Source organism: Erythrobacter sp. S57(2025) (genome assembly GCF_057365055.1).
In genome coordinates this window covers 1,147,105-1,169,706 of sequence record NZ_CP200299.1, presented here as the reverse complement: position 1 = coordinate 1,169,706, position 22,602 = coordinate 1,147,105, and the positions used below count along the sequence as shown (strand labels likewise).

Below are 22,602 nucleotides of genomic sequence, written 5' to 3'. Positions count from 1 at the left end.
ATGCCCATTAAACGCCTCCTATCGCTCGCCTGCCTTTCCGCCGCCGTACTTGGAATGGGAGTGGTCGAGCCTGCCCCGGTTAAGGCTCAGGTTGCAGCGCGCGATGGCATCGCGTTCGATGCCTATATGGAGCTGCTCAAGGCGCGCGCGCGCTCAGAGGGCGTGAGCGAGGCGACCTTGCAGCGGATGACCGCAGGCTTGACCCCCAATGCTCGCGTAATTCGGCTCGATCAAGGTCAGCCAGGTAGTCCCACGCGGCGCGGCTATCCCGCTATGGCGCCCTACATCCGCACCCATGTAAATTCGCAAAGGATTGCCGGTGGGCGCAGTGTGTTCCGGGCCAATTCGGGGCAGTTGCGCGCGGTCGAGCAGCAATATGGCGTTCCCGGCGAGATTATCGTTGCCATTTTCGGTCATGAAACGAGCTATGGTCGCATCCGTGGCAACTTCGATCTCTCGCGCAGCCTTGCAACGCTAGCATGGGAAGGTCGTCGGCGTGAGTTGTTTGCCGGTGAATGGGTCGCATTGATGAAAGTCGCTGATCGCGGCTATTCGCGCCAGCAATTGATCGGAAGCTATGCAGGTGCTTTTGGCAATCCGCAGTTCTTGCCTTCGGTTTATCTGCGACTAGCCGCAGATGGTGACGGGGATGGCCGGGCGAACATCTTCAACAATCGAGCCGACACTTTCGCTTCCATCGCAAACTACTTCAAAGACGCAGGCTGGCGCACCGGGCAGCCATGGGGCGTGCGCGCTGCAGTGCCAGGTGGCTTTGACGTTGATGCCTACAAAACGGAGCTGGTTTCCCCCGTTTGCTCGCGCGTGCATGAACGGCATAGCCAATGGAAAACCGTTGCCGAATGGCGCGCGCTTGGGGTTCAGCCACAGGCGTTTTTGCCCGACGATACTTTGGTCTCGCTGTTTCAGCCCGATGGCCCCGGTCAGCCTGCCTATCTTCTCACTGGCAATTACCGAGTGATCCTCGAATACAATTGCTCAAACTATTACGCGATGAGCGTTGGATTGCTCGCTGACGAAATCGTGAACTAAGCCGCAGTCCCTCTCGCATCTGGTGAAGGGTGTCACTATACCGGCCAGCATGTTGGTGAGGTCACTAAAAACGGGGGTGTTGGTTACGGCGTTTGCGCTTTCGGCGAATGCCTATGCCCAGTCGCAGCCGCCAATCCCCACTGAAGACCGTCTGCCCATTGCTTTGCTGGTCGATGTGACCAGCGGACAGGTGCTCCATGCGCGCCGTGCCGACACACGTTTTGTCCCAGCCTCTGTCACCAAAGTGATGACGCTCTATCACGCATTTGAATTGATCGAGGAAGGCAATCTCGACCCGCGCCAAAGCTATACCATGAGCGATGAGACATGGGAGCAATGGAACGGCGAAGGCAGCACGATGTGGATCGAGCCGGGCAATCCGGTCCTGGTCGATGAGATGCTGATGGGAATTGCGAATATCTCCGCCAATGATGCCTCGATCATGCTCGCAAAGAACCAGGCAGGAAGCGTCGAAGCTTGGATTGATGGCATGAATGCAAGAGCGCGCGCGCTGGGCATGAACTCTAGCCACTTTGGTACGCCCAATGGATGGCCCGATGATGGCTACACATTCACGACCGCAAATGACCTAATCGTGCTGGCCAAGGCGCTGCTCAGCCATCCCGAGAAATACGCGCGTTATGTCGGGAAGCGCAGCTTTGCCCACAATGGGGTGGAGCAGTTCAATTACGACCCCTTGATTGGACGGATCGAAGGGGCTGACGGGATCAAAACCGGCTACACCAATGAAGCAGGCTTCGGATATCTGGGCACTGCATCGCGCAATGGGCAAAGGCTCGTCTTGGTGATCGCTGGGGGATACAGCCTGGGCGACCGGGCAAGAGCGGCGCGCAGTTATATTGAATGGGGTTTTGATGCATTTGACCGGCAAAACCTGTTTGCGAAAGGAGACGTGGTTGGCACAGCCCGCGTGCAAGGCGGCAATGCGCGGCGCGTCAATTTACAGACAGATCGTCCAATTTTCGTCAACGTGCCAAGCGGGCGTGTAGCCGACATGACGATCACAATCGAATATGACGGACCAGTGCGCGCGCCTTTTGCCGCTGGTGACGCGATAGCGACTTTAGTGGTCAACGTGCCCGATATGGAACCTGCGCGCATTCCGTTGGTGGCTGGAGAAACCGTCAGAAAAGCGGGCATCTTCGGCCGTATTGTGAACGGGTTTGCGGGGTGGTTTTCATGACCGATCTGCGTGGCAAGTTTATCGCATTTGAGGGTGGGGAGGGGACTGGAAAGTCCACTCAAGCCAAATTGCTCGCCACAGCCCTTGAGGCGCGCGGAATTGAGGCGGTGGTAACACGCGAGCCGGGTGGCACGCCGGGGGCAGAGGCCATACGCGAACTTTTGCTCTCGCCACCAGGAAATGGCTGGAATGCCGAGGCCGAAGCATTGCTTTTCGCAGCTGCTCGGTCTGATCATGTTGCGAAACTGATCCGCCCCGCCATTGCACGCGGTGCGTGGGTGATTTGTGACCGCTTCGTCGATTCCAGCAGAGCCTATCAGGGCGGGGCCGGAGGCTTGGGTGATCATGCGATCTGCACGCTCCACGCCTTTGGCAGCGAAGGTTTGCGCCCAGACCTCACTATTTTACTCGAAGTGGATGAAGACCGCATCGCTGCAAGACTGGCTGAGCGCGATGGTGGGACAAGCGATGCTATCGGCGGTCGCTCGCTCGACTATCACCGCAAAGTTGCAACCAGTTTCAGAGAATTCGCGAATGCTGACCCATCGGGTTTTGTGAGCATTGATGGCATGGGAAATCCCGAAGAAGTGCATTTGCGGATCATAGCATCGCTTGCTCGATTGCTGGCAGAGGGCACGGCGGAATGAGCGCAGTCGAATGGCCTAATCACGATGCAGCATGGCGCGATTGGCGCAGCGCCATGTCGGGCGCGCGTATGCATCATGGTTGGATCCTTGCTGGTAAAAGCGGGCTTGGCAAACACGATTTTGCCACGAAAGCGGCGCGGGAACTTGTCGCGCAAGATGGCATCCAGCAACCTGCAGGCGACCACCCTGATATTCTCACCCTGACCTATGGCCCCAAAAACGACAAAGAGGCCAAAGCGCAGGCCGACGGGAAAAAGTTTGAGCTCGCCCGCTCCATCCGTGTCGATCAAATCCGCGCAATGCAAAAGCGGCTGACAACCAGACCGACACTGGGCGATCGGCGCGCGATTATTATCGACCCTGCCGATGATATGGAAGTCAGCGCAGCAAACGCGCTCCTCAAAAGCCTGGAAGAGCCGCCCAGTGGCACGTTCTTCATCCTAGTCACCCACCGGCCTGCGCGTCTGCTCCCGACAATCCGATCGCGTTGTCGTTTGCTGCGCTTCCCAATTGTGAGTGATACGCAACTGGATATGATGCTCGAGCAATCAGGGTCCGCCGGAGGGCCGGACGCGCGAGCGACTGCCATTCAGGCAGCAGAAGGCTCTTATGGAGCGGCATTGCGGTTTGCTGAGCAAGACCTTGAGCCGGTCGCAGCGCTGATCGCAGACCTGTTGAACAACGGCGATGGCAATCTCTCGACCCGCGCTTCGCTTGCGCAAGCGATTGGTCCGCGCGCGGACCGGGCCCGGTTGCAAGCGATTATGGAGCTCGCACAGGCGACCGCCGCTGACATTGCGCGCCGCACCCAAAACAGCAATCACCGCGCGGCATTGGTTGAGGTTCACGCCGATTTGATCGCACTCGCCGCCCAAGCACCCAACTACAATTTCGACACTGGGCTCCTCACCCTTGAAATCGGCACCTTGCTCATGCGCGTTGGCCAAGCTAGCGAGCACGCCCATGGATAACACCACCTCTGAACCGTTCTACATCACGACCGCGATCAACTATCCCAACGGCCGCCCGCATATCGGGCATGCCTATGAGGGGATTGCAGCGGACGTCATCGCGCGTTTTCAACGCATGCGGGGCAAGACCGTGCGTTTCCAGACGGGAACGGATGAGCATGGCCTGAAAATGGCTCGCAAAGCCGAGGAGCAGGGCCGCACACCGCGCGATCTGGCCGATGAAATGTCGGGCTATTTCCGTGAAATGGATGAAGCCCTTAATATCAGCTTCGATCGCTTCATTCGCACTGTCGAACCAGAACATCACCGCGCAAGCCAAGCGATCTGGGAACGGATGGAGGCCGCAGGCGACCTCTACCTTGACCGCTATGAAGGTTGGTATTCGGTCCGGGACGAGGCCTATTACGACGAAAGTGAGCTGGTCGCAGGGGAAGGGGAGGCAAAACTCTCACCCCAAGGCACTCCGGTTGAATGGACGGTTGAGGAAAGCTGGTTCTTCCGCCTTTCGAAATACCAAGAACCGCTGCTGGAATTGCTCAAGACGCCCGGCTTCTTGGAACCTGCGAGCCGCCGCAACGAAATGATCGCCTTTGTCGAAGGGGGCCTGCGCGATCTCTCCGTCAGTCGCACCAGCTTTGATTGGGGCGTAAAAGTGCCGGGGTCTGACAATCATGTGATGTATGTCTGGGTCGATGCCTTGACCAATTACCTCACCGGATTGGGTTTTCCCGATGAGACACCGGAAATGGCGCAGTTCTGGCCTGCGAGCTTGCACCTGATCGGCAAAGACATTGTCCGCTTCCACACTATCTATTGGCCAGCATTCCTGATGAGCGCCAAGCTGCCCGTACCCAAGCATGTCTTCGGACATGGTTTCCTGCTTGCGCGCGGTGGGGAGAAGATGAGCAAGAGTTTGGGCAATGTTATTGATCCCATTGATCTTGCTGGAAAATTTGGCGTTGACGCCTTGCGCTATTTCCTCATGCGCGAAGTCGCATTTGGCAAAGACGGCACCTATTCCCCCGAAGCGATTATTGAACGCTCCAATGGTGAGCTGGGCAATGCATTTGGCAATTTGGCGCAGCGCACGCTCGGCTTTATCGCCAAGAACCTTGACGGCAGTTTGCCGGCCATTTTCGACCACATAGAGGCTGATAATGCTCTGTTCGAAGCGCTCGATAAAGCGATCCATATCGAGGTGCCGCAACATTTCGAAAACTTGGCTTTGCAGCAGGCGATTGAGGCATGGTTGCAGGCTGTCTTCGCCTGCAATGCCTATATCGATGCAGAGGCGCCATGGGCGCTGCGCAAAACCGATCCTGAGCGGATGCAAACCGTGCTCGCCACGCTTTACATTTGCATCGCTCAACTCGCGGTCGCGATCCAACCTGTGATCCCAGCAAGCGTTGAAAAGCTACTGGATACGATGGGCGTTGATCCATCATTGCGGACCTATGACGAGATACGCAGCCATTGGTATTCGCCATTGGCCGAGAGCGATTTCACGCTTGCAAAGCCGACACCTTTGTTCCCAAGGCTTGAAATGCCTGAAGAGGATGATGCGTGATGTTGATCGATAGCCATTGCCATCTCGAATATAAGGGCCTGGTCGAAGATCAGGCTGGTGTTCTTGAGCGAGCTCGCAAAGCGGGGGTGGGGGCATTCCTCAATATCTCCACCAAGCAATCCGAGTGGGAGCAGGTTGTCGGCACAGCCAACCGCGAAGCGGACGTGTTTGCGAGCGTTGGAATTCACCCACATGAGGCCGATGGGCACGAGGATCTAGGCCGCGCAACCTTGCTGGCAGCGACCGAAAATTCACGCGTGATCGGTATTGGCGAGACGGGGCTCGACTATTTCTACGAGCATTCCGACCGTGTGACACAGGCTAAGCTGTTCCGCATGCATATTGATGTCGCGCGCGAAACGGGACTGCCTGTCATCATCCACACACGCGACGCAGAGGAAGACACGCTCGAAATTCTGGAAGACGAGCTGGGGAAGGGGGCCTTTCCCGCTTTGATCCATTGCTTCACGGCCTCTGCTGACTTTGGTCGCAAGGTGCTCGATCTCGGGCTTACAATCTCGCTTTCAGGCATTGTAACCTTCAAGAATGCCAAAGACTTGCAGGAAACAGCTAAGCATGTGCCTGAAGACCGCCTGCTGGTTGAAACGGACAGTCCGTTCCTAGCTCCCGTGCCGCATCGTGGGCGATCATGCGAACCGGCATTTGTTGCAGACACGGCGCGTTTCGTAGCCGGTTTACGCGAAACGGAGCCTGAGCGTCTGGCTGATCAGACAACCGCTAATTTCGCCAAACTTTTCAGCAAGGCGTCTCTGTGAAGTTCATCATGCTTGGCTCAGGCACTTCAACCGGAGTGCCGCGTATTGGCGGGGAAGATGGAACAGGTGACTGGGGTGATTGCGATCCGAATGAACCGCGCAACCGCCGGACCCGCGTTTCGATCCTGGTCGAAAGCGATGAGGGGAAGCGGCTCTTGGTCGACACCTCATCCGACTGCCGCGCACAGCTTTTAGCAAACAAAATCAATTCGATAGACGCCGTATTTTGGACGCATGATCATGCGGACCATTGTCATGGCATCGATGATCTACGAGTGCTGAGATATGGCCGTGGCGGTCCCATTCCAGCCTATGCCTCGACCGAAACTGTGCGGCGTTTGCGGCAGCGATTTGGTTATGTTTTCGCAGGGCAAGATGGATATCCCACCATTTGTTCTATCGATACGCTCGACCGGTTGAAGATTGTGTCAGGCTTTGGCGTCGAATGGTGCCAAATGGAGCATGGCCCGGGAGAGACCACCGGCTACCGGTTCGAATCCGACGGCAAATCAATTGCCTATGCCACCGATTTCAGTGCAATTTCGGATGACATGATCGACCTGTATGATGGCGTCGACATCCTGGTAAGCGATTGTCTGCGCCGATCACCGCATCCAACGCATGCGCATTTGGCCATGGCGATTGAATTGGCTGAACGTACCGGAGCGAAGCGGCTTGTGTTAAGTCATCTTGACAAGAGCATGGATTACCAGACGCTGGTCGATGAAGTGCCGGACTTTGTCACGGTGGGTTACGATGGATTGGAGATGACAGCATGATGGATGGCCAATGGGTTTCAATCGCGGTGATGCTGGGATGGCTGGCGCTTATTGGTGGTGGCTTTGCCAGCTTTAGGCTTGGCTGGAAGAAGAACGTCCAGTTGGCGTTTATCTGGTTGGCCATCTTTGTCGGGCTGTTTGTGATTGCAGACTTTATGGGGGCAAGATTGCCCACCTGAGTTTGCATTATTTTAACATAATATATATTATCACTCCAATATCAAAGCGATGACCTCCAACGATCAATCCCCCCAACTCAGCCGCCTCTTGTCGATCATGAAGCGGCTGCGCGATCCAAAAACCGGTTGTGAATGGGATGTTGCGCAAACCTTCGAGACCATCGCGCCTTATACAATCGAAGAAGCTTACGAAGTCGCCGACGCTATCGAGCGCCGTGACATGCAAGAGCTCAAGTCCGAACTCGGTGACCTCTTGCTCCAAGTCGTCTTCCATGCGCGTATGGCCGAAGAAGCCGGGCATTTCGCATTTGAAGATGTCGCGCGGGCCATCAGCGACAAAATGGAAGCGCGGCACCCGCACATATTTGGCGAAGAAACGGGTGTGATGGATAGCAAGCGCTGGGAGGACCTCAAAGCCGCGGAACGTGAAGGTGCGGGTTCGAACAGCGCAATGGACGGTGTCGCCACAGCTCTGCCAGCGCTTTTGCGGTCCGAAAAGCTCCAGAAACGCGCCGCAAGGGTCGGTTTTGAGTGGCCTGACTTGGTGGGCCCTAAGGAAAAGCTCAAGGAAGAGCTCACCGAGTTGGACGAGGCATCCGAAGATCAGCGCTTGATCGAAGCTGGCGATGTGCTGTTTGTCGCGGTGAATATCATCCGCCGTTATGGTGTTGACGCAGAACAAGCCTTGAAGGCATCAAACAGCAAGTTTGAACGCCGTTTTCGCGCGATGGAAGCCATGGCAAGCGCAGACGGAGCAGTCTTTGAGAACCTCTCGCTCGATGAACAAGATGCCTATTGGCAGAGGGTCAAATTGGCGGAAAAACAGGTCAAATAGCGCTATTAAAGCGTTGAATATTGGCCTAATTCTTTGGGGTTTAGGCGCACAGTAAGGCGCCGCAGTGGTCCTTCATCACCCTCGCCCGCATCTTCTTCCTCCAGGACATCGCCGTGGGCATGCAGCCATGCGATCCGCCTGCCATCTGACACTGGCAAAGTCACCACAACCTCACTCGCCTTTGATGTCAGCATCTGAGCGATCGTATCGGAAAAAGCGTCCATCCCCTCGCCAGTCACCGCCGACATCAGTACCGCATCCTGACCGCCTGCTGCATCTCGAAGCTCGGCCAACCGGTCTTCATCCAGCAGATCAGCCTTATTCCAGACCTCTAGGATGGGAATGTCGCTCGCCCCGGTCTCGCGCTCAACCACTTCTAAATCGGCGAGCACTTCCATGACCTGCTTCTTTTGCGCTGCATGAGCAGGGTTCGCCATATCGCGCACATGGCAGATGATATCGGCACCAGTGACTTCTTCGAGCGTCGCGCGAAACGCTGCGACAAGCTGTGTGGGTAGATCGGAGATAAAGCCCACCGTGTCGGAAAGGATCGCTTTCTCAACACCGGGCAGGCTGATCGCGCGCATGGTGGGGTCAAGCGTTGCGAAAAGCAGATCTTCGGCCATAACTTCAGCGCCCGTTAGTCGGTTGAACAGGGTCGATTTCCCAGCATTGGTGTAGCCAACCAGGGCGATGACGGGCCAAGGTGCCCTTCCCCTCCTTTCACGATGCAGCGTCCGGGTTTTGCGCACTTGCTCCAATTCACGGCGCAAGCGTCCCATGCGCTGGCGGATCATTCGGCGGTCAGCTTCAATTTGAGTTTCACCAGGTCCACCAAGGAAACCGAAGCCACCGCGCTGACGTTCAAGGTGCGTCCAGCTGCGCACAAGGCGACTTTGCTGATAATCGAGATGCGCCAATTCGACTTGCAAGCGCCCTTCCGCGGTGGCTGCTCGTTCCCCGAATATCTCAAGGATCAGACCGGTGCGGTCGATCACCTTGCGCTTGAGCTTGTCTTCCAGATTACGCTGCTGGATCGGGCTGAGCGCGCCGTCGACAATGACTAGCTCACACTCATATTGCTCGCACCAGACCTTGATATTTTCGACCTGACCGGAGCCGAACAGCGTATTCGGCTGCATCTGGCGAATAGGCAGCACCACGGAATGCTCGATCACTACGCCGATGGCGAGCGCCAACCCCTCCGCCTCGGCAAGCCGGTCGGCTGCGTCGAGGTCATAGGTGAATGTCCGGATGTCCGGGCATAGGACAAGGGCCCGCGCGCCGCGGGTCACCTCATCCATCAGATCATCATCGAAGCTCAGTATTCGGCCCCAAATTCATCGTCGGCCTGGTCGAGATCATCGTCTTCGTCCTCATCAGACAAGCTGACCGGACTGGCTGGCTGAATGGTCGAAACCGCGTGCTTATATGCCAATTGAACCGCGCCATCACGCTCCAGAAGCATGCAAAAGAGGTCGTAGGCAGCAATGCGCCCTTGCAACATCACACCGTTCACAAGGAACATAGTGACCTGCACGCCTGCATCACTCACACGGCTGAGGAAGACGTCCTGCAACAAACGCTGTTTGCGATTGCCGCCACTGCTGGCGAATTGCTCGGCATCCACTGGTCCGCCTGGCATGATGGTCGAAATCGCATGCTTGTATACGAGTTGAGACTGACCATCGCGGCGTAGTAGAATTGAGAAATTGTCGAACCACGTGACAATTCCCTGAAGCTTCACACCCTTCACCAAAAACATCGTCACCGGTGTTTTGTTCTTGCGCAAAAGGTTCAGAAAAGCGTCTTGAAGATTGGCTTGTTTTGAGCCGCCACCATTTGAATTGGCATTCTGACTGGTCGCATTGTCATCGCTGGCAGTGCTGGCACTCGGGCGCGGAGAGAGAGTTCGCCCACTGGACATATTCATGCTCCTTGTTTTTGGCGGCCGTCCTTACGGTCCGCGTTTTCGCTGCAGCCACCCGTGCAACTCAATATCCTTAATGGCGTCAAGAAGCGCTCCGGGCAATGGGAGTTCGCCGAAAAGTGCATGATTTTCTTGGAAAGTGGGCGTTAGCCCATGCGATCCGGATCTTTGCGATCTGCCATCCCAAGCAGTTTTAGCTTTCGGTGCAGCGCAGACCGTTCCATCCCAATAAACGTCGCGGTTTTCGAAATATTGCCTGAAAAACGACGGATCTGGATCGACAGATACTCACGTTCAAAGCTTTCGCGCGCCTCGCGAAGAGGTACCCCCATCATGGCTGAGAGCCCCTGTCCCGAGGCCGCCAAACGTCCGCCGGTAATTTCGGGCGGCAACATGTCGGTTTCCACCACAGTTAGGCGATCACGCGGTGTCATGATGATGGTGCGTTCCACGACATTGCGCAATTGGCGGACATTGCCGGGCCAATCATAGGCTTGGAGCGCGGCCATAGCTTCTTCGGAAATTTCTGGCGGCGCGATGCCTTGATCGGTCGAATAACGAGTGAAGAAATGCTCAGCGAGCGCAGGGATATCGTCGCGCCGTTCGGAGAGTGATGGGATGGAGACAGGAACCACATTTAAGCGATAGAACAGGTCTTCGCGGAACCGCTTCTCCTCCATTTCCACCGCCAAATCGCGCGTGGTTGAGGAGACGACCCGCACATCGACACCGATCTGGCGCGTGCCACCCACCCGCACAAAGCTCTGTTCTGTCAGGACGCGCAAGATCCGGGCCTGCGTCGACAACGGCATGTCGGCGACTTCATCAAGGTAGAGCGTGCCGCCATCTGCCAGTTCCAGCAGACCGGGGCGTACTTGCTTGCCGCCCGCCTCTTCACCGAACAATTCCTGTTCAAACCGCTCTGGCGTGATGCGCGCAGAATTGACCAGCACAAAGGCTTTGTCAGAGCGGTTGCTCCAAGAATGCAACATCCGCGCCGCCACCTCTTTGCCCGCGCCTGCAGGTCCTGAGATCAGCACACGGCTGCCAGTATTTGCGACCCGCTTTAGCGTCGCCCGTACTGCATTTATTGCGGTGGAATTGCCGGTGAAATCGGTGCTGCCCCAACTGGAATCGCGCAGTTGGGTGTTCTCACGTCGCAACCGTTCGGTTTCCGTGGCGCGCTCAACCAGAAGCAAGAGCCGCTCCGCCTCAAACGGCTTTTCGATAAAATCCATCGCGCCGCGGCTGACAGCCGAAACAGCAGTGTCGATATTGCCGTGGCCAGAGAAAATAATGACAGGAAGTTCAGGCTCGCGCTGCTTGATCTCATCGAGCATTTCCAGCCCATCCATCTCGCTGCCATGTAGCCACACGTCGAGCAGGACGAGGCTTGGTCGTCGTTCGTCGATAGCGGCCAATGCACTGGTGCTGTCTGCGGCGGTGCGGCATTCATAGCCTTCATCACCCAGCACGCCTGCAACCAGCTCGCGAATATCGCGTTCGTCATCAACAATCAGGATATCAAGCGACATGCGCCTCTCCTTGAGGGGTAGTTTTGTTTTTGGAAGTTCGTGGGGTGCAAGGCGTCGGTGACATTAGCCGCCCTCACCTTCATTCAATTGCGGCGAACGGGCAAAGCGCAGTGTTACACGCGTGCCGCCATCTTCACCGCTGGAAAAGCTCATATCGCCGCCATGTTCATCGACGATCTTGTTCACGATCGCGAGACCAAGGCCGGTGCCCTTCTCCCGAGTGGTGACATAGGGTTCGACAATACGTTCGCGGTCCGTGGGAAGGCCTATTCCATTGTCTTCAACGATGATCGCGATCCGTTCACCATGGTCTTCCATGATGACACCGATGGCTCCTTGGTAATCCTCGCCCGCTTCAGCAGTTTGTGCCTCGACCGCTTCCACCGCATTCTTAAGGACATTTGTCATCGCCTGACCAAGCTGATGGCGATCACACTGGATGTGGCGTTCTGAAAGATCGTCCGCTGAAACGGCAAAGCCGATGTTGGAATGTGCGACCTCTTGAAGGAAGACCGCTTGCCTGACGAGATCAACTGCATCCTCGCCGCGGAAAACAGGCTTGGGCAGCCGGGCAAAGCTCGAAAACTCATCAACCATTTTGCGTAAGTCGCCGACCTGCCGCACAATCGTGCTGGTTAGCTCATCGAACAATTCGCCATCGGCGCTTTCGACTTGCTTGCGATAGCGGCGTTTCAAACGTTCCGTCGCCAGCTGGATCGGAGTGAGCGGGTTCTTGATCTCATGCGCGATCCGCCGGGCAACATCGGACCAAGCGGCCTGACGCTGATCGAGCAATTGGCGCGTTATGTCCTCGAACGTAATCACATGACCGCTGCTACCGGGCGCAACTTTCACTGCGAGCGTTAAGAGTTCGCCATCCTTTGCATGGGTCACAATCGCCCGTTCATTGCCATCGCGGACCATCTGACAGATTTCTGGCGAAAGCGTCTCGAGCGATTGACCCCTGAGTTCATCACCAGCAGGCTCACACGTGACTTCGCTGCCTAAGAGTGACTGCGCAGAGCTGTTCATGAGCAAGACGCGGCTATCCTCATCGACGGAAATGACGCCCGCTGTTACCGACTCCAGCACCGCCTCCATAAAGGCGCGGCGGTCATCGATTTGCCGGTTGGCATTGACCAGCGCGTCGGTCTGTTTTTCGAGCTGCGCGGTCATTCGGTTAAAGGCGCGGTTCAATAGACCGATTTCATCAGAGCCGGTCCGGCCCTCCACGCGCAATGCAAAATTGCCCTGCCCCACCTTACGCGCAGCCCCAACAAGGTCTGTCAACGGCTCCACCTGACGGTCCGCAAATCGCAATGCGAACCATACGGCAATGCCCAGCAACAATAGGCTCATCGCAACCAGTGCGATGTTGAACCGCAATTGGAGCTGATTCGCCTCTTCAGTGAGCGTTTCATAGGCAACTGAAATCGCCTGAGCGCTCTCCCATTGCTGGAACATGGTCGCCTCAGTCGTGCGCGCATTATAGAGATAGATGCCCGCCTCACGGTCAATTGGTGAGACCGCAGCGATCCGTTCCTGGCTGCCCTCCACCACAACAAAGGCACCATCATCAAGCGCCGACAAGGCGTTCGAGCTGAATTCAAGCATCGGATTGCTTTCGCTAATGTTGAAAGCAAAAGCTGTGCGAAGGCTATCATCCTCGACGCGCTGAAGTATCGCGCTTTCAAAGATATCTCGCCCTTGGGTTTGCACAGTGTAGAAATCGATGAAGTCAGGGTCCGTAATCGGAACACGCTCAAGGATGACGCGCATATCGCTCGCCATGATGATCGTTTCTTGTTCGACCTGACGTTGATTAGCGTCGTAATAACTTTGCGCCAGATCATTGGCGTTTTCCATCAGCCCGCGTGAATCATCCGAAAACCAGAACGCGACACCCGTCTGAAACAGAAACGCGGCAAATCCAGCGACTAGCAATGTCGGGATCGCGGCCACCATTGAGAAGAAAAACACGAGGCGCACATGCAGCCTTGCCGTACTGCCCGCTGCACGTCTCAAAGCAAGACGACGGCCAATGAAGACCAATATCGCCATTGCGGGCACGAGCACTGCAACCAGCAACAAAGACACTTGCAATGCGGGCAGCACCTCACGCTCATCGGGGGCCTGCGAATACGCCATGTAATTGGCGACGAAAGCGATGATCAGAGCGAGAACGGCGAGAGCTTCCAGCCACGCGAAAATGTTGGCTTTGCGAGAAGCTACGACGAATTGACGCCACCAACGCGGCGACTGACGCGGATAATCCGCCGTGTCGTCCGTTGGGCCATCTACCCTGTCTGCCACCGCTCTCTCCATCGTTGCCGTGTTACAACTGGGGTGTTGCAATCATGCAAGCAAAAAGTGGCATTTATGCCGCATATCTGCGTTAGACCGGTCTTGCGTAGCGATCAGGCTCAATCTCAAGCTCCGTGATGCGTTTGCGAAGCGTGTTGCGGTTGATGCCGAGCAGCTTGGCCGCGCGCAACTGGTTGCCATTGGTTTGCCCCAAGGCATGCTGGATCAGAGGTTTCTCAAACGCCGCAAGCGCGCTCGCATAGACCGTTCCCGAAGCAGGTTCTTCATGCGCAAGCCATACATCAAGCGCTGCGGCGATCCCGTCCCTCTCACCATCGTCAGTGGCCAAAGCAAATGGGGCATCTTCACCCAGAATGTCGATTAGTGTGCCAGCATCAATCGCGTCCTCACGCGACATAAGCGCGAGGCGATACATCACATTGCGAAGTTCGCGCACATTGCCGCGCCAACTACGCTGTTCAAGATTGGTGATCGCACCAGCGGTAAGCTGCCGCCTCGGCAATCCATCTTCGGCGGCCTGGGCAAGGAAATGCTGCGAGAGCACTTCAATATCTTCGCGCCGCTCTCGCAAAGGTGGCAGCTCAATCGGCACAACGTTTAGGCGGTAGAACAGGTCTTCGCGGAATGCGCCCGCCTGGATCATGGGGACAAGGTCGCGATTGGTCGCTGCAATGATGCGCACATCGACCGCAATTTCCTGCCTGCCCCCAACGCGGCGGATGCGGCCTGACTGAAGCGCCCGCAAAAGCCTTGTCTGCGCCTCTGCTGGCATGTCGCCGATCTCGTCTAGAAACAGTGTGCCGCCATTGGCTTGCTCAAATTTACCGATGGCCTGCGCGACCGCGCCAGTGAACGCGCCTTTTTCGTGTCCGAACAGCTCGCTTTCCACCAGATCGTGTGGGATCGCGGCAGTGTTCACGGCCACAAATGGCCCCGTCCGGCGGCTGCCCAATTGGTGGATCGCCTCTGCGACAAGCTCTTTACCCGTGCCGCTTTCCCCAGTCACAAGCACCGTCAAATCATTGCGCAGAACACGCGTGATCATCCGGTAGACGCCTTGCATGGCCGGGCTTCGACCGACCAGCGGCATTCCGTCGCCATCTGCAGCCGCGTTTTCATCGAGCGTATCAACGCCAGTTTCCGGCTGACGCGTTTCAGCAGCCTGCGCCACCGCGCGCACCAACTCATCCAAGTCAAACGGTTTTGGAAAGTACTCGAACGCGTCGCTGTCGCTGGCACGAACCGCTGTGTCGAGCGTGTTTTGAGCCGACAGCACGATTACCGGCATATCCGGCGCGCTTTCGCGCACGGCATTCATGCTGATCAAGCCATCGCCGTCTTCCAGCATGACGTCAGTGACCATCACGTCAAATTCGCCCTCATCCAAACGCTCATCGCGCTGGCGGATCGACGTGCAATGCGTGATCTCAAAGCCTTCATCTTCGAGCGCTGCGGTGATGACCGTGGCAATTGCGCTGTCGTCTTCAACTAGCAATAGAGTGCGAGACATTGGAGGCATTCCTATCCTTGATCGCTTTTGGCCAGGGGAAGGTGCAGGCGAAATTGGGTGAGCCCTGCGCGTTTATCGCGTTCGTGGCTGATAGAACCGTTCATGTCGCGCACCAGCTTTCGTACCAGAGCGAGGCCAAGCCCCTGCCCTGATGGCTTTGAGGATACGAAGGGTTCGAACACATGATCGCGCATCGCCGGATCAATACCGGGCCCATTGTCGTTCACTGAGATTTCTATCGGCAAACGCACCGCACGGCCCAATCGGATCGCGCTAAAGGCAAGTCCGCTGACAAAGCGCGTCTGCACCGTCACCACTCCGCGTGCCCCTGCCCCGGCAGCATCGCGGGCGTTTGAAATCAGGTTTATAAGCACCTGTTCCAGAGCGTCGCGATTGGCGAGAACAGGCGGGAGCGAGGGGTCAAACTCTTCTTTGATCTCCACTGAACTGCCACCCGCGGCTCTCACTGTTGCAATGGCAGAGCGGATCGCTTCGTGTGGATTACACGGCGCTGCATCATCGGTGCTGCGCGATCCCAATTGCTGCATTCGATCAATCAGCCGCGCAATGCGGTCGACCTCGTCAGTAATCATGCGGGCCAGCTTCTTGTCAGCATGCGGCAATTTGCGCGCAGCAAGCTGCCCTGCCCCGCGTATGGCGGCGAGCGGGTTCTTGATCTCATGCGCCAGAATTGACGGCGCCCCCAAAGACGAGCTCAAATCCTCTTCAGTCCCCGTCTCCTCATGCCCGATTTGCGACAAGGTCACGACGCGCCATCCGGGGAAGCTGCCCAGAGGCGAAATGGTAAGATTGACCCGCACCTCGTGCTCACTGGTGTGCACGCCAACATCGCGTGCGACCAATGCTGCATCGACTATGCTCAGGCGCTTTTCGACCCGAGGATCAAGCGGTCCAATCACTTCAATCAAAGGTTTGCCAATGATCCGTTTGGCGCTGGAGCCGATCAGGTTTTCAGCCGCGTGATTGACCTCAGCGATATTCGCGTTCTGGTCGATCAACAGCACTGCAAAGACCAACCCTGCCATCTGCGCCTCGGCCGTGGGGCGCGAAGGGTCGAAGTCGGAGATACCGGCATTCGAACCGGATTGACCCTTGGCAGATGTCGAAGTCACGAGGGGCTACGCCGCTTTTGCGGTTCGGTTCAGGAATGGCTCGTAAAACCGCTCAATCTCGCCGAGCACTTCATCAGGATCGTCGATGAAATTCGCTTTATGGCGGAATTCAGCCGAGCCGTGCATGCCCTTCGTATACCAACCCAGATGTTTGCGCGCGATCTTGGTCCCGACTGTGCGGCCATAGTGATCGAGCATGCGCTCATAATGCTCGGTGAGAACCGCATATTGCTCGTCAAAGCTGGGCGTAGCGATTGTCTCCCCAGTGCGCCACCAGTGCATCACCTGACCCAGCAGCCACGGCTTACCGTAAGCACCGCGGCCGATCATCAGCCCGTCAGCGCCAGATTGCTCCAGCGCTTTTGCAGCGTCATCAATGGTGCAAATATCGCCATTGACGATCACGGGAATGGACACCGCATCCTTCACCTTTTGGATGAAGGACCAGTCGGCGCTGCCTTTATACATCTGGTTGCGCGTGCGGCCATGAACCGTGATCATTTGGACGCCCAAATCCTCAGCGATCCGCGCCATTTCTGGGGCGTTGAGGCTTTGATGATCCCAACCCATGCGCATTTTGACTGTCACAGGCACTTTGACCGCTTTGACTGTCGCCTCCATTAGCTTTGTCGCCAAAGGCATTTCGCGCATCAAAGCGGAGCCTGCCAATTGCCCCACCACTTTGCGAACCGGGCAGCCAAAATTTATGTCGATGATTGCCGCGCCATTGCCCTCTTGCAATTTGGCGGCTTCACCCATGCTGTCGGGATCACACCCGACAAGCTGCATTGAGACGGGTTCTTCGATCTTGTCCCAAGCCGTTTTCTGGATTGACTGGCGCGTTTCACGGATCGCGGCCTCACTCGCCACCATTTCTGTCACATTGAGGCCCGAACCATAGCGGCGCACAAGCGTGCGAAACGGCATATCCGTCACGCCGGTCATGGGCGCGAGCAGCACAGGCTCATTAATGGTCACAGGACCGATATTGATCGGCTTTAGCGCCGGTGGTGATGGAATTGTGGTCATTGGGAGGGGTTTGCCTATTTATTGGGCATCGCCATAGTGGATTGCGAAATGCCCGTCCAGACCCTAAGCGCTCCTCCTAATGGCTAGCGCTTCGCCCCTCCCCTCTTTCGCCGCAATCGTCGTTGCAGCAGGCAAAGGCCTACGCGCTGGTGGAGAGACTCCAAAGCAATTCCGCAACTGGCGAGGCAAGCCGCTGGTGCGACACTCGGCCGAAGCTCTATTGGAACAGGGCGCGGATGAGGTGCTGGTCGCTATTCCGGAAGGTGCAGAGGACATCGCAGCGCAGGCACTGGATGGCCTAGAGCGGGTGAGCTTCGTCACCGGAGGCGAAACTCGGCAACAATCAGTCCGCCGCGCATTGGAGCAAGCCGCATCCAGCGGTCCGTCCATCATTCTGATCCATGACGCTGCACGACCAGACCTTCCCGGTGCAGTGACAGACGGCCTTCTGGAGGAGCTGCAAGGTGGCGCAATCGGCGCTATCCCGGTTCTTCCCGTCGTCGATAGTATGGTGTTTGCCCGGGGCGACATTATGGGCAGCGCAGCCGACCGCGATGTTCTCAAACGGGTGCAAACACCTCAAGCGTTTTGGTTCGAAGATATCCTCGCGGCACATCGCCATTGGGAAGGCGAGCCCACTGCAGGCGATGACGCGCAAGTCCTTACTGCAGCGGGCGTTCAGGTCTCTTTGGTAGAAGGCGATGAGCGGCTGAAGAAAATCACCTTTGCCGAAGATTTCGGAGACGACATGACCCCATCTCAATTCCGCATCGGGCAAGGGTTCGACGTGCACCGCTTGGAAGAGGGTGAAGAACTGTGGCTGTGCGGCGTGAAGCTTGAGCATACGCATGGTCTTGCCGGGCATTCCGACGCCGATGTCGCACTGCACGCGATCACGGATGCGGTGCTGGGCGCGGTTGGCGAAGGGGATATCGGCACCCACTTTCCCCCCAGCAATCCACAATGGGCAGGCGCGCGTTCTGCGCAATTCTTGGAGCACGCTGTCAAATTGGCGCGCGAGGCTGGCTATGGCCTGGGCAATATTGACCTCACCATCATCTGCGAGGCACCCAAAATCGGCCCGCACCGCCCCACCATGCGCACCGAAGTCGCCCGTATCACTGGCCTGCCTGAATCGTGCGTTAGTGTGAAAGCAACCACCACTGAAAGGCTCGGCTTTACCGGGCGCGGTGAAGGTATTGCAGCCCAAGCTATAGTATCGCTATCGGCGCTCTAAACTGAGATTGGAAATCTGTTACAATGCGATCCTTATTTTCCACCGGTCTTGCCCTTGCCGCGCTTTCGAGCGCGCAGGCGGCACAGGCACAGGAAGCCTGCGTTGCGCCCGAGGATCTGACTGAGGCTGTCACCTATGTGATACCGATTGCCTTTGATGCCGCTCTTCGCGCTTGCGAGGCCAAGTACGAACCAACCGGCTTCATGCGCACAGGCGGCGTTGCCTTCGCAGACCGTTTTCGCGCGCGTCAGGATGAAAGCTGGGACGGCATGATCCGCTTTGTAGGCAACTTTAGCGAAAACACACGCGGATTGGGTGCATTGTTCCGCGACCTACGAGAAGATGATTTACGTCCATCTTTCGATGAACAGGTCGGCAGCGAGATCGAGAAGATCATCAGCCCTGATGTCTGCCCAGAGATCGAACGCGGGATGGAGCTAATTGAACCTTTGCCCGTGGACAACGTATCGGGGCTTATGACTTTTCTTTTCGAGCTGGCCGGGGTTGATAACCCTCCGATTTGCGGCACTAGCAACAGCAACAGCAAAGCGCGCAGCAAATGACCGCTGCCCTCCTCCCCGACGATATCGCTGAACTCGCCGCGCGTGTGGTTGAAGAGAACCGCGCAGCTGGGCGCATGGTGGCAACCGCGGAAAGCTGCACCGGTGGCCTTGTGGCAGGCGCGATTACTGAAATCGCCGGTTCGTCTGCAGTGCTCGACCGTGGATATGTGACCTATTCCAACGAAGCGAAGATGGAAGCTTTGGGTGTGTCGCGCGACATAATCGAAACATTCGGCGCGGTTTCGATCGCGTGCGTTTGGGCGATGGCGCAAGGGGCACTCGAACGCTCGAATGCCGATGTAGCCGTCGCTATCAGCGGAGTCGCAGGTCCAGGTGGCGGCACTCAGTTAAAGCCGGTTGGAACAGTTGTTTTCGCTCGCGCCTACCGCAATCAAGACGGTGAGCCCGAGGGTGAGTTAAAGCACTTCGATGGCGGCGATGGCCCTGATGGGCGCGCCATTATCCGGCATCAAGCGACGTTATGCGCGCTTGAGCTGCTATTGCCGTAAAGTTCAAAAGCGCGCTGTTCAAATGCGGCGACCATTTTGCGAAATGCCCGGTCGAAATACTGGCCAGCCATGGCCTGAAACACGCGGTTTTTGAACTGGAAATCGACCTTGAAATCGATCTCGCAATTGTTCGCGTCAATTGCGCGGAAGGTCCATACATTGTTGAGGTCTGACAGCGGCCCGTCAACATAATGCACGGCCAATTCCCTTGGGCGATCCTTCGAAACGCGTGAGGTGAAGCTTTCACGAAGGCTCTTGAAACCCACCACCATATCGGCGACCATTTCGGTGTCGCTGTCTGATCGCACGCGGGTTGCTATCACCCATGGCAGGAATTTCGAGTAGTGCTTCACATCCGCGACAAGGTCGAACATCTGCTCTGCGCTGTAGGGCAGCGAGCGAGTTTCGCGGATACCGACCATTAGATGCTCAGACGATCTTTCTTGCGGAGTTTCTCCTCTCGCGCTTCTTTCATCACCGCAAAGTCATCGCCCGCGTGATAGCTGGAGCGAGTGAGGGGGCTGGAGGCGACTTGAAGAAAGCCTTTTGCGCGGGCGATTGAGCCATAGGCGTCGAACGCTTTGGGCGTCACAAACTCCTCAACACTCGCATGCTTTGGCGTTGGCTGGAGATATTGCCCCATCGTGATGAAGTCGACTTCAGCCGAACGCATATCGTCCATCACTTGGTGCACTTCGAGGCGCTGTTCACCCAGCCCAAGCATGATGCCCGACTTGGTGAAGATAAGCGGATTATGCGCTTTCACCTCTTCAAGCAGGCGCAGCGACGCGTAGTAGCGCGCACCGGGGCGGATCGTGGGATAGAGACGCGGAACCGTTTCGAGGTTGTGGTTGTAAACGTCTGGACCCGCTTCACAAATCGCCTCAACCGCAGGGCGCATTTTGCCGCGAAAATCGGGCGTGAGGATTTCAATCGTGGTATCTGGCGTGTTGCGGCGCAGCGCCTCAATCACCTTCACAAATTGCCCAGCCCCGCCATCAGGAAGATCGTCACGGTCCACGCTGGTGATGACAATATGCTCAAGCCCCATTTTCGCCGCAGCAATCGCGGTGTTTTCAGGCTCCATTGGATCGACCGCACGCGGCATTCCGGTCTTCACATTGCAGAACGCGCAGGCGCGGGTGCAGACATCGCCAAGGATCATCACCGTCGCGTGTTTCTTGGTCCAGCATTCCCCGATGTTTGGGCAAGCTGCCTCTTCGCAAACCGTGTTGAGGTTTAATTCGCGCATCAGGCGGCGCGTTTCATGATACCCTTCGCTCACGGGTGCGCGAACGCGAATCCAATCGGGTTTGCGCTGACGCGCGGGACGCGCTTCTTCAGGGGAAGCTTTGGGTGTGTTTGTAAGATCGTTCATTGCCCGCCCACTTAGGCTCCCGTAGCGTCCGCCGCAAGCATGAGTGACCTGCAAACGGGACAATCGGGAACGGAATGCACACAAGGGGTGTTGCTTCTTGTGCAATCTCCCTAGGTGACTTCCCCGTAATGTTTGAAACTGCAATCCAGACCTTCACTTCACCGGTGGTGCTGTTTTTCGTGCTCGGCCTTGCCGCCGCATATGCGCGCAGTGACCTCACCATTCCAGAGCCGATTGCCAAGGCGATGTCGCTGTATTTGATGGCCGCTATCGGGATCAAAGGTGGTGTTGCAGTCGCCGAATTTGGGATCGACGGCACGGTTATCTCTGCGTTAGGTGCAGGGATTGCCGCCGGATTTATACTGCCCTTCTTCGCCTATGGGGTGCTGAAGACATTCGGCAAGCTCGACCGGATAAACTCGGGGGCCGTGGCAGCGCATTACGGGTCAATCAGCGTGGTAACATTTGTGACCGCAGGCGAGATTTTGATGGGACAGGGGCGCGAACCCGCCGGGTTCATGGTCGCCGTAATGGCCGCAATGGAGGCCCCGGCGATCCTGAGCGGATTGATGCTCGCGCGCGGCATGGGCAGCTCTGCGGGCACACAGTCCACGGGCGAGATGTTGCATGAGGTCTTCACCAACTCCTCCATCGTCCTGCTTCTGGGCGCTTTCGGTATTGGGATGCTTGCAGGGCCAGAAGGGTTTGAAGAAGTTTCCCCCTTCTTTGAGGTCGGGTTTAAGGGCGTTTTGTGCCTCTTCCTCCTCGATATGGGGCTTATCGCCGCGCGCCGCATGATGGATTCGCGCGCGATCACATGGCGGCTCACCTCAATCGCGATCATGCTGCCGATCTTTAACGGGACTGTGGGCACTGTACTTGGCGTTGCAATCGGGCTAGATTCTGGCTCTGCGGCTGCGCTCGGCGTGCTTTGCGCCAGCGCGAGTTACATTGCTGTGCCAGCGGCCATGCGGCTTGCTCTGCCAGAGGCGGATCCCGGCATTTATCTGACGATGTCGCTCTCGATCACCTTCCCCTTTAACGTGCTTATCAATATTGGTCTCATCAGTGCGCTGGCGAGCATGCTCACCGGCACCAATGGAGCGATGCCATGATTGAAACCGTCACCCGCAAACGGATCGAGATCCTAACCGACAAAGCGCTGCAAAAGCGCGTTACCGATGCCATCGATGATGCAGGCATTACAGGCTGGACGGTTCTGCCCGTATCAAGCGGCAAAGGGCGCGAAGGACGTTGGCGCCGGGAAAGCGTGATGAGCACAGATAAGGTGTTCGTGCTCACAATAGCTGCGGAAGATAAGGCAATGGCGCTTGCAGAAGAGCTTGCTCCCATGCTTACAAACCTGGGCTTCATCCTTAGCATGTGGGATGTGCAAGTGATCCGGGGAGAGCGCTTCGACTGACGAGGCAATCCTCCCGGCTTTT

The 22,602-nt window shown here is 56.9% G+C and carries 23 protein-coding genes; 14 read left to right on the top strand and 9 right to left on the bottom strand.

The window, feature by feature from the left end:
- The 9 genes from AC0V6N_RS05630 (at position 1) to mazG (ending at position 8,008) form a co-directional block, all read left to right on the top strand.
- Positions 1-1,050 (top strand): lytic murein transglycosylase, encoded by a 1,050-nt coding sequence (locus AC0V6N_RS05630; protein ID WP_486170608.1) that lies wholly within the window; start codon positions 1-3, stop codon positions 1,048-1,050.
- Positions 1,051-1,126: 76 nt separating this feature from the next.
- Complete coding sequence (locus AC0V6N_RS05625; protein WP_486170607.1) at positions 1,127-2,254, top strand: D-alanyl-D-alanine carboxypeptidase family protein; 1,128 nt, start codon at positions 1,127-1,129, stop codon at positions 2,252-2,254.
- Positions 2,251-2,901 carry a dTMP kinase gene (tmk, locus tag AC0V6N_RS05620; RefSeq protein WP_486170606.1) on the top strand — a complete coding sequence of 217 codons (651 nt, stop codon included), beginning with the start codon at positions 2,251-2,253 and terminating at the stop codon, positions 2,899-2,901. The genes AC0V6N_RS05625 and tmk overlap by 4 nt, the downstream gene beginning before the upstream one ends.
- Complete coding sequence (locus tag AC0V6N_RS05615) at positions 2,898-3,872, top strand: DNA polymerase III subunit delta' (protein WP_486170605.1); 975 nt, start codon at positions 2,898-2,900, stop codon at positions 3,870-3,872. Before tmk ends, AC0V6N_RS05615 begins: the two co-directional genes overlap by 4 nt.
- On the top strand, positions 3,865-5,439 hold the full coding sequence (metG, locus tag AC0V6N_RS05610; protein ID WP_486170604.1) for a methionine--tRNA ligase: 1,575 nt from the start codon (positions 3,865-3,867) through the stop codon (positions 5,437-5,439). The genes AC0V6N_RS05615 and metG overlap by 8 nt, the downstream gene beginning before the upstream one ends.
- Positions 5,439-6,215 carry a TatD family hydrolase gene (locus tag AC0V6N_RS05605; protein WP_486172430.1) on the top strand — a complete coding sequence of 259 codons (777 nt, stop codon included), beginning with the start codon at positions 5,439-5,441 and terminating at the stop codon, positions 6,213-6,215. The genes metG and AC0V6N_RS05605 overlap by 1 nt, the downstream gene beginning before the upstream one ends.
- The gene (locus tag AC0V6N_RS05600) at positions 6,212-6,994 is read left to right on the top strand and encodes an MBL fold metallo-hydrolase (protein ID WP_486170603.1); all 783 of its coding nucleotides are present in this window, start codon (positions 6,212-6,214) and stop codon (positions 6,992-6,994) included. The genes AC0V6N_RS05605 and AC0V6N_RS05600 overlap by 4 nt, the downstream gene beginning before the upstream one ends.
- Entirely contained in the window at positions 6,991-7,173 is a 183-nt protein-coding gene (locus tag AC0V6N_RS05595; protein ID WP_486170602.1) for a hypothetical protein, read from the top strand. The genes AC0V6N_RS05600 and AC0V6N_RS05595 overlap by 4 nt, the downstream gene beginning before the upstream one ends.
- Before the next feature lie 49 nt (positions 7,174-7,222).
- Positions 7,223-8,008 carry a nucleoside triphosphate pyrophosphohydrolase gene (gene mazG / locus AC0V6N_RS05590; protein ID WP_486170601.1) on the top strand — a complete coding sequence of 262 codons (786 nt, stop codon included), beginning with the start codon at positions 7,223-7,225 and terminating at the stop codon, positions 8,006-8,008.
- Positions 8,009-8,013: 5 nt separating this feature from the next.
- Here the strand turns inward: mazG and hflX are convergent, their stop codons facing one another.
- The 7 genes from hflX to dusB form a co-directional block, all read right to left on the bottom strand.
- Entirely contained in the window at positions 8,014-9,312 is a 1,299-nt protein-coding gene (gene hflX / locus AC0V6N_RS05585; RefSeq protein WP_486170600.1) for a GTPase HflX, read from the bottom strand.
- Between the two features lie 17 nt (positions 9,313-9,329).
- Entirely contained in the window at positions 9,330-9,935 is a 606-nt protein-coding gene (gene hfq / locus AC0V6N_RS05580; protein WP_486172429.1) for an RNA chaperone Hfq, read from the bottom strand.
- 149 nt (positions 9,936-10,084) lie between these two features.
- The gene (gene ntrX / locus AC0V6N_RS05575) at positions 10,085-11,473 is read right to left on the bottom strand and encodes a nitrogen assimilation response regulator NtrX (protein ID WP_486170599.1); all 1,389 of its coding nucleotides are present in this window, start codon (positions 11,471-11,473) and stop codon (positions 10,085-10,087) included.
- Positions 11,474-11,536: 63 nt separating this feature from the next.
- Positions 11,537-13,798, bottom strand: coding sequence for a sensor histidine kinase (locus tag AC0V6N_RS05570; RefSeq protein ID WP_486170598.1), 2,262 nt, complete (start codon positions 13,796-13,798; stop codon positions 11,537-11,539).
- A 70-nt stretch (positions 13,799-13,868) separates the two neighbouring features.
- Positions 13,869-15,308 carry a sigma-54-dependent transcriptional regulator gene (locus tag AC0V6N_RS05565; RefSeq protein WP_486170597.1) on the bottom strand — a complete coding sequence of 480 codons (1,440 nt, stop codon included), beginning with the start codon at positions 15,306-15,308 and terminating at the stop codon, positions 13,869-13,871.
- 11 nt (positions 15,309-15,319) lie between these two features.
- A complete protein-coding gene (locus AC0V6N_RS05560; protein WP_486170596.1) occupies positions 15,320-16,441 on the bottom strand; it encodes a two-component system sensor histidine kinase NtrB in 1,122 nt (373 codons plus the stop codon).
- A 6-nt stretch (positions 16,442-16,447) separates the two neighbouring features.
- Positions 16,448-17,470, bottom strand: coding sequence for a tRNA dihydrouridine synthase DusB (gene dusB / locus AC0V6N_RS05555; RefSeq protein WP_486170595.1), 1,023 nt, complete (start codon positions 17,468-17,470; stop codon positions 16,448-16,450).
- Positions 17,471-17,549: 79 nt separating this feature from the next.
- Between dusB and AC0V6N_RS05550 the strand changes: the two genes are divergently transcribed.
- From AC0V6N_RS05550 to AC0V6N_RS05540, 3 genes are read left to right on the top strand one after another with little or no spacing between them, the layout of a single operon-like run.
- Positions 17,550-18,707: a bifunctional 2-C-methyl-D-erythritol 4-phosphate cytidylyltransferase/2-C-methyl-D-erythritol 2,4-cyclodiphosphate synthase gene (locus AC0V6N_RS05550; protein WP_486170594.1), complete on the top strand. Its 1,158-nt coding sequence runs from the start codon at positions 17,550-17,552 to the stop codon at positions 18,705-18,707.
- A 23-nt stretch (positions 18,708-18,730) separates the two neighbouring features.
- Positions 18,731-19,270 carry a hypothetical protein gene (locus AC0V6N_RS05545; RefSeq protein WP_486170593.1) on the top strand — a complete coding sequence of 180 codons (540 nt, stop codon included), beginning with the start codon at positions 18,731-18,733 and terminating at the stop codon, positions 19,268-19,270.
- Positions 19,267-19,779 carry a CinA family protein gene (locus AC0V6N_RS05540; protein WP_486170592.1) on the top strand — a complete coding sequence of 171 codons (513 nt, stop codon included), beginning with the start codon at positions 19,267-19,269 and terminating at the stop codon, positions 19,777-19,779. Before AC0V6N_RS05545 ends, AC0V6N_RS05540 begins: the two co-directional genes overlap by 4 nt.
- On the opposite strand, the gene AC0V6N_RS05535 is transcribed toward AC0V6N_RS05540, so the two are convergent.
- Both AC0V6N_RS05535 and lipA read right to left on the bottom strand, forming a co-directional pair.
- The gene (locus AC0V6N_RS05535; RefSeq protein WP_486170591.1) at positions 19,740-20,201 is read right to left on the bottom strand and encodes a type II toxin-antitoxin system RatA family toxin; all 462 of its coding nucleotides are present in this window, start codon (positions 20,199-20,201) and stop codon (positions 19,740-19,742) included. The two genes, AC0V6N_RS05540 and AC0V6N_RS05535, sit on opposite strands and share 40 nt — an antisense overlap.
- Positions 20,201-21,157 (bottom strand): lipoyl synthase, encoded by a 957-nt coding sequence (gene lipA / locus AC0V6N_RS05530; protein WP_486170590.1) that lies wholly within the window; start codon positions 21,155-21,157, stop codon positions 20,201-20,203. Before lipA ends, AC0V6N_RS05535 begins: the two co-directional genes overlap by 1 nt.
- Positions 21,158-21,285: 128 nt before the next feature.
- Between lipA and AC0V6N_RS05525 the strand changes: the two genes are divergently transcribed.
- Positions 21,286-22,272, top strand: coding sequence for a sodium-dependent bicarbonate transport family permease (locus AC0V6N_RS05525; protein WP_486170589.1), 987 nt, complete (start codon positions 21,286-21,288; stop codon positions 22,270-22,272).
- Complete coding sequence (locus tag AC0V6N_RS05520) at positions 22,269-22,580, top strand: DUF190 domain-containing protein (protein WP_486170588.1); 312 nt, start codon at positions 22,269-22,271, stop codon at positions 22,578-22,580. The genes AC0V6N_RS05525 and AC0V6N_RS05520 overlap by 4 nt, the downstream gene beginning before the upstream one ends.
- Positions 22,581-22,602: the final 22 nt, after the last annotated feature.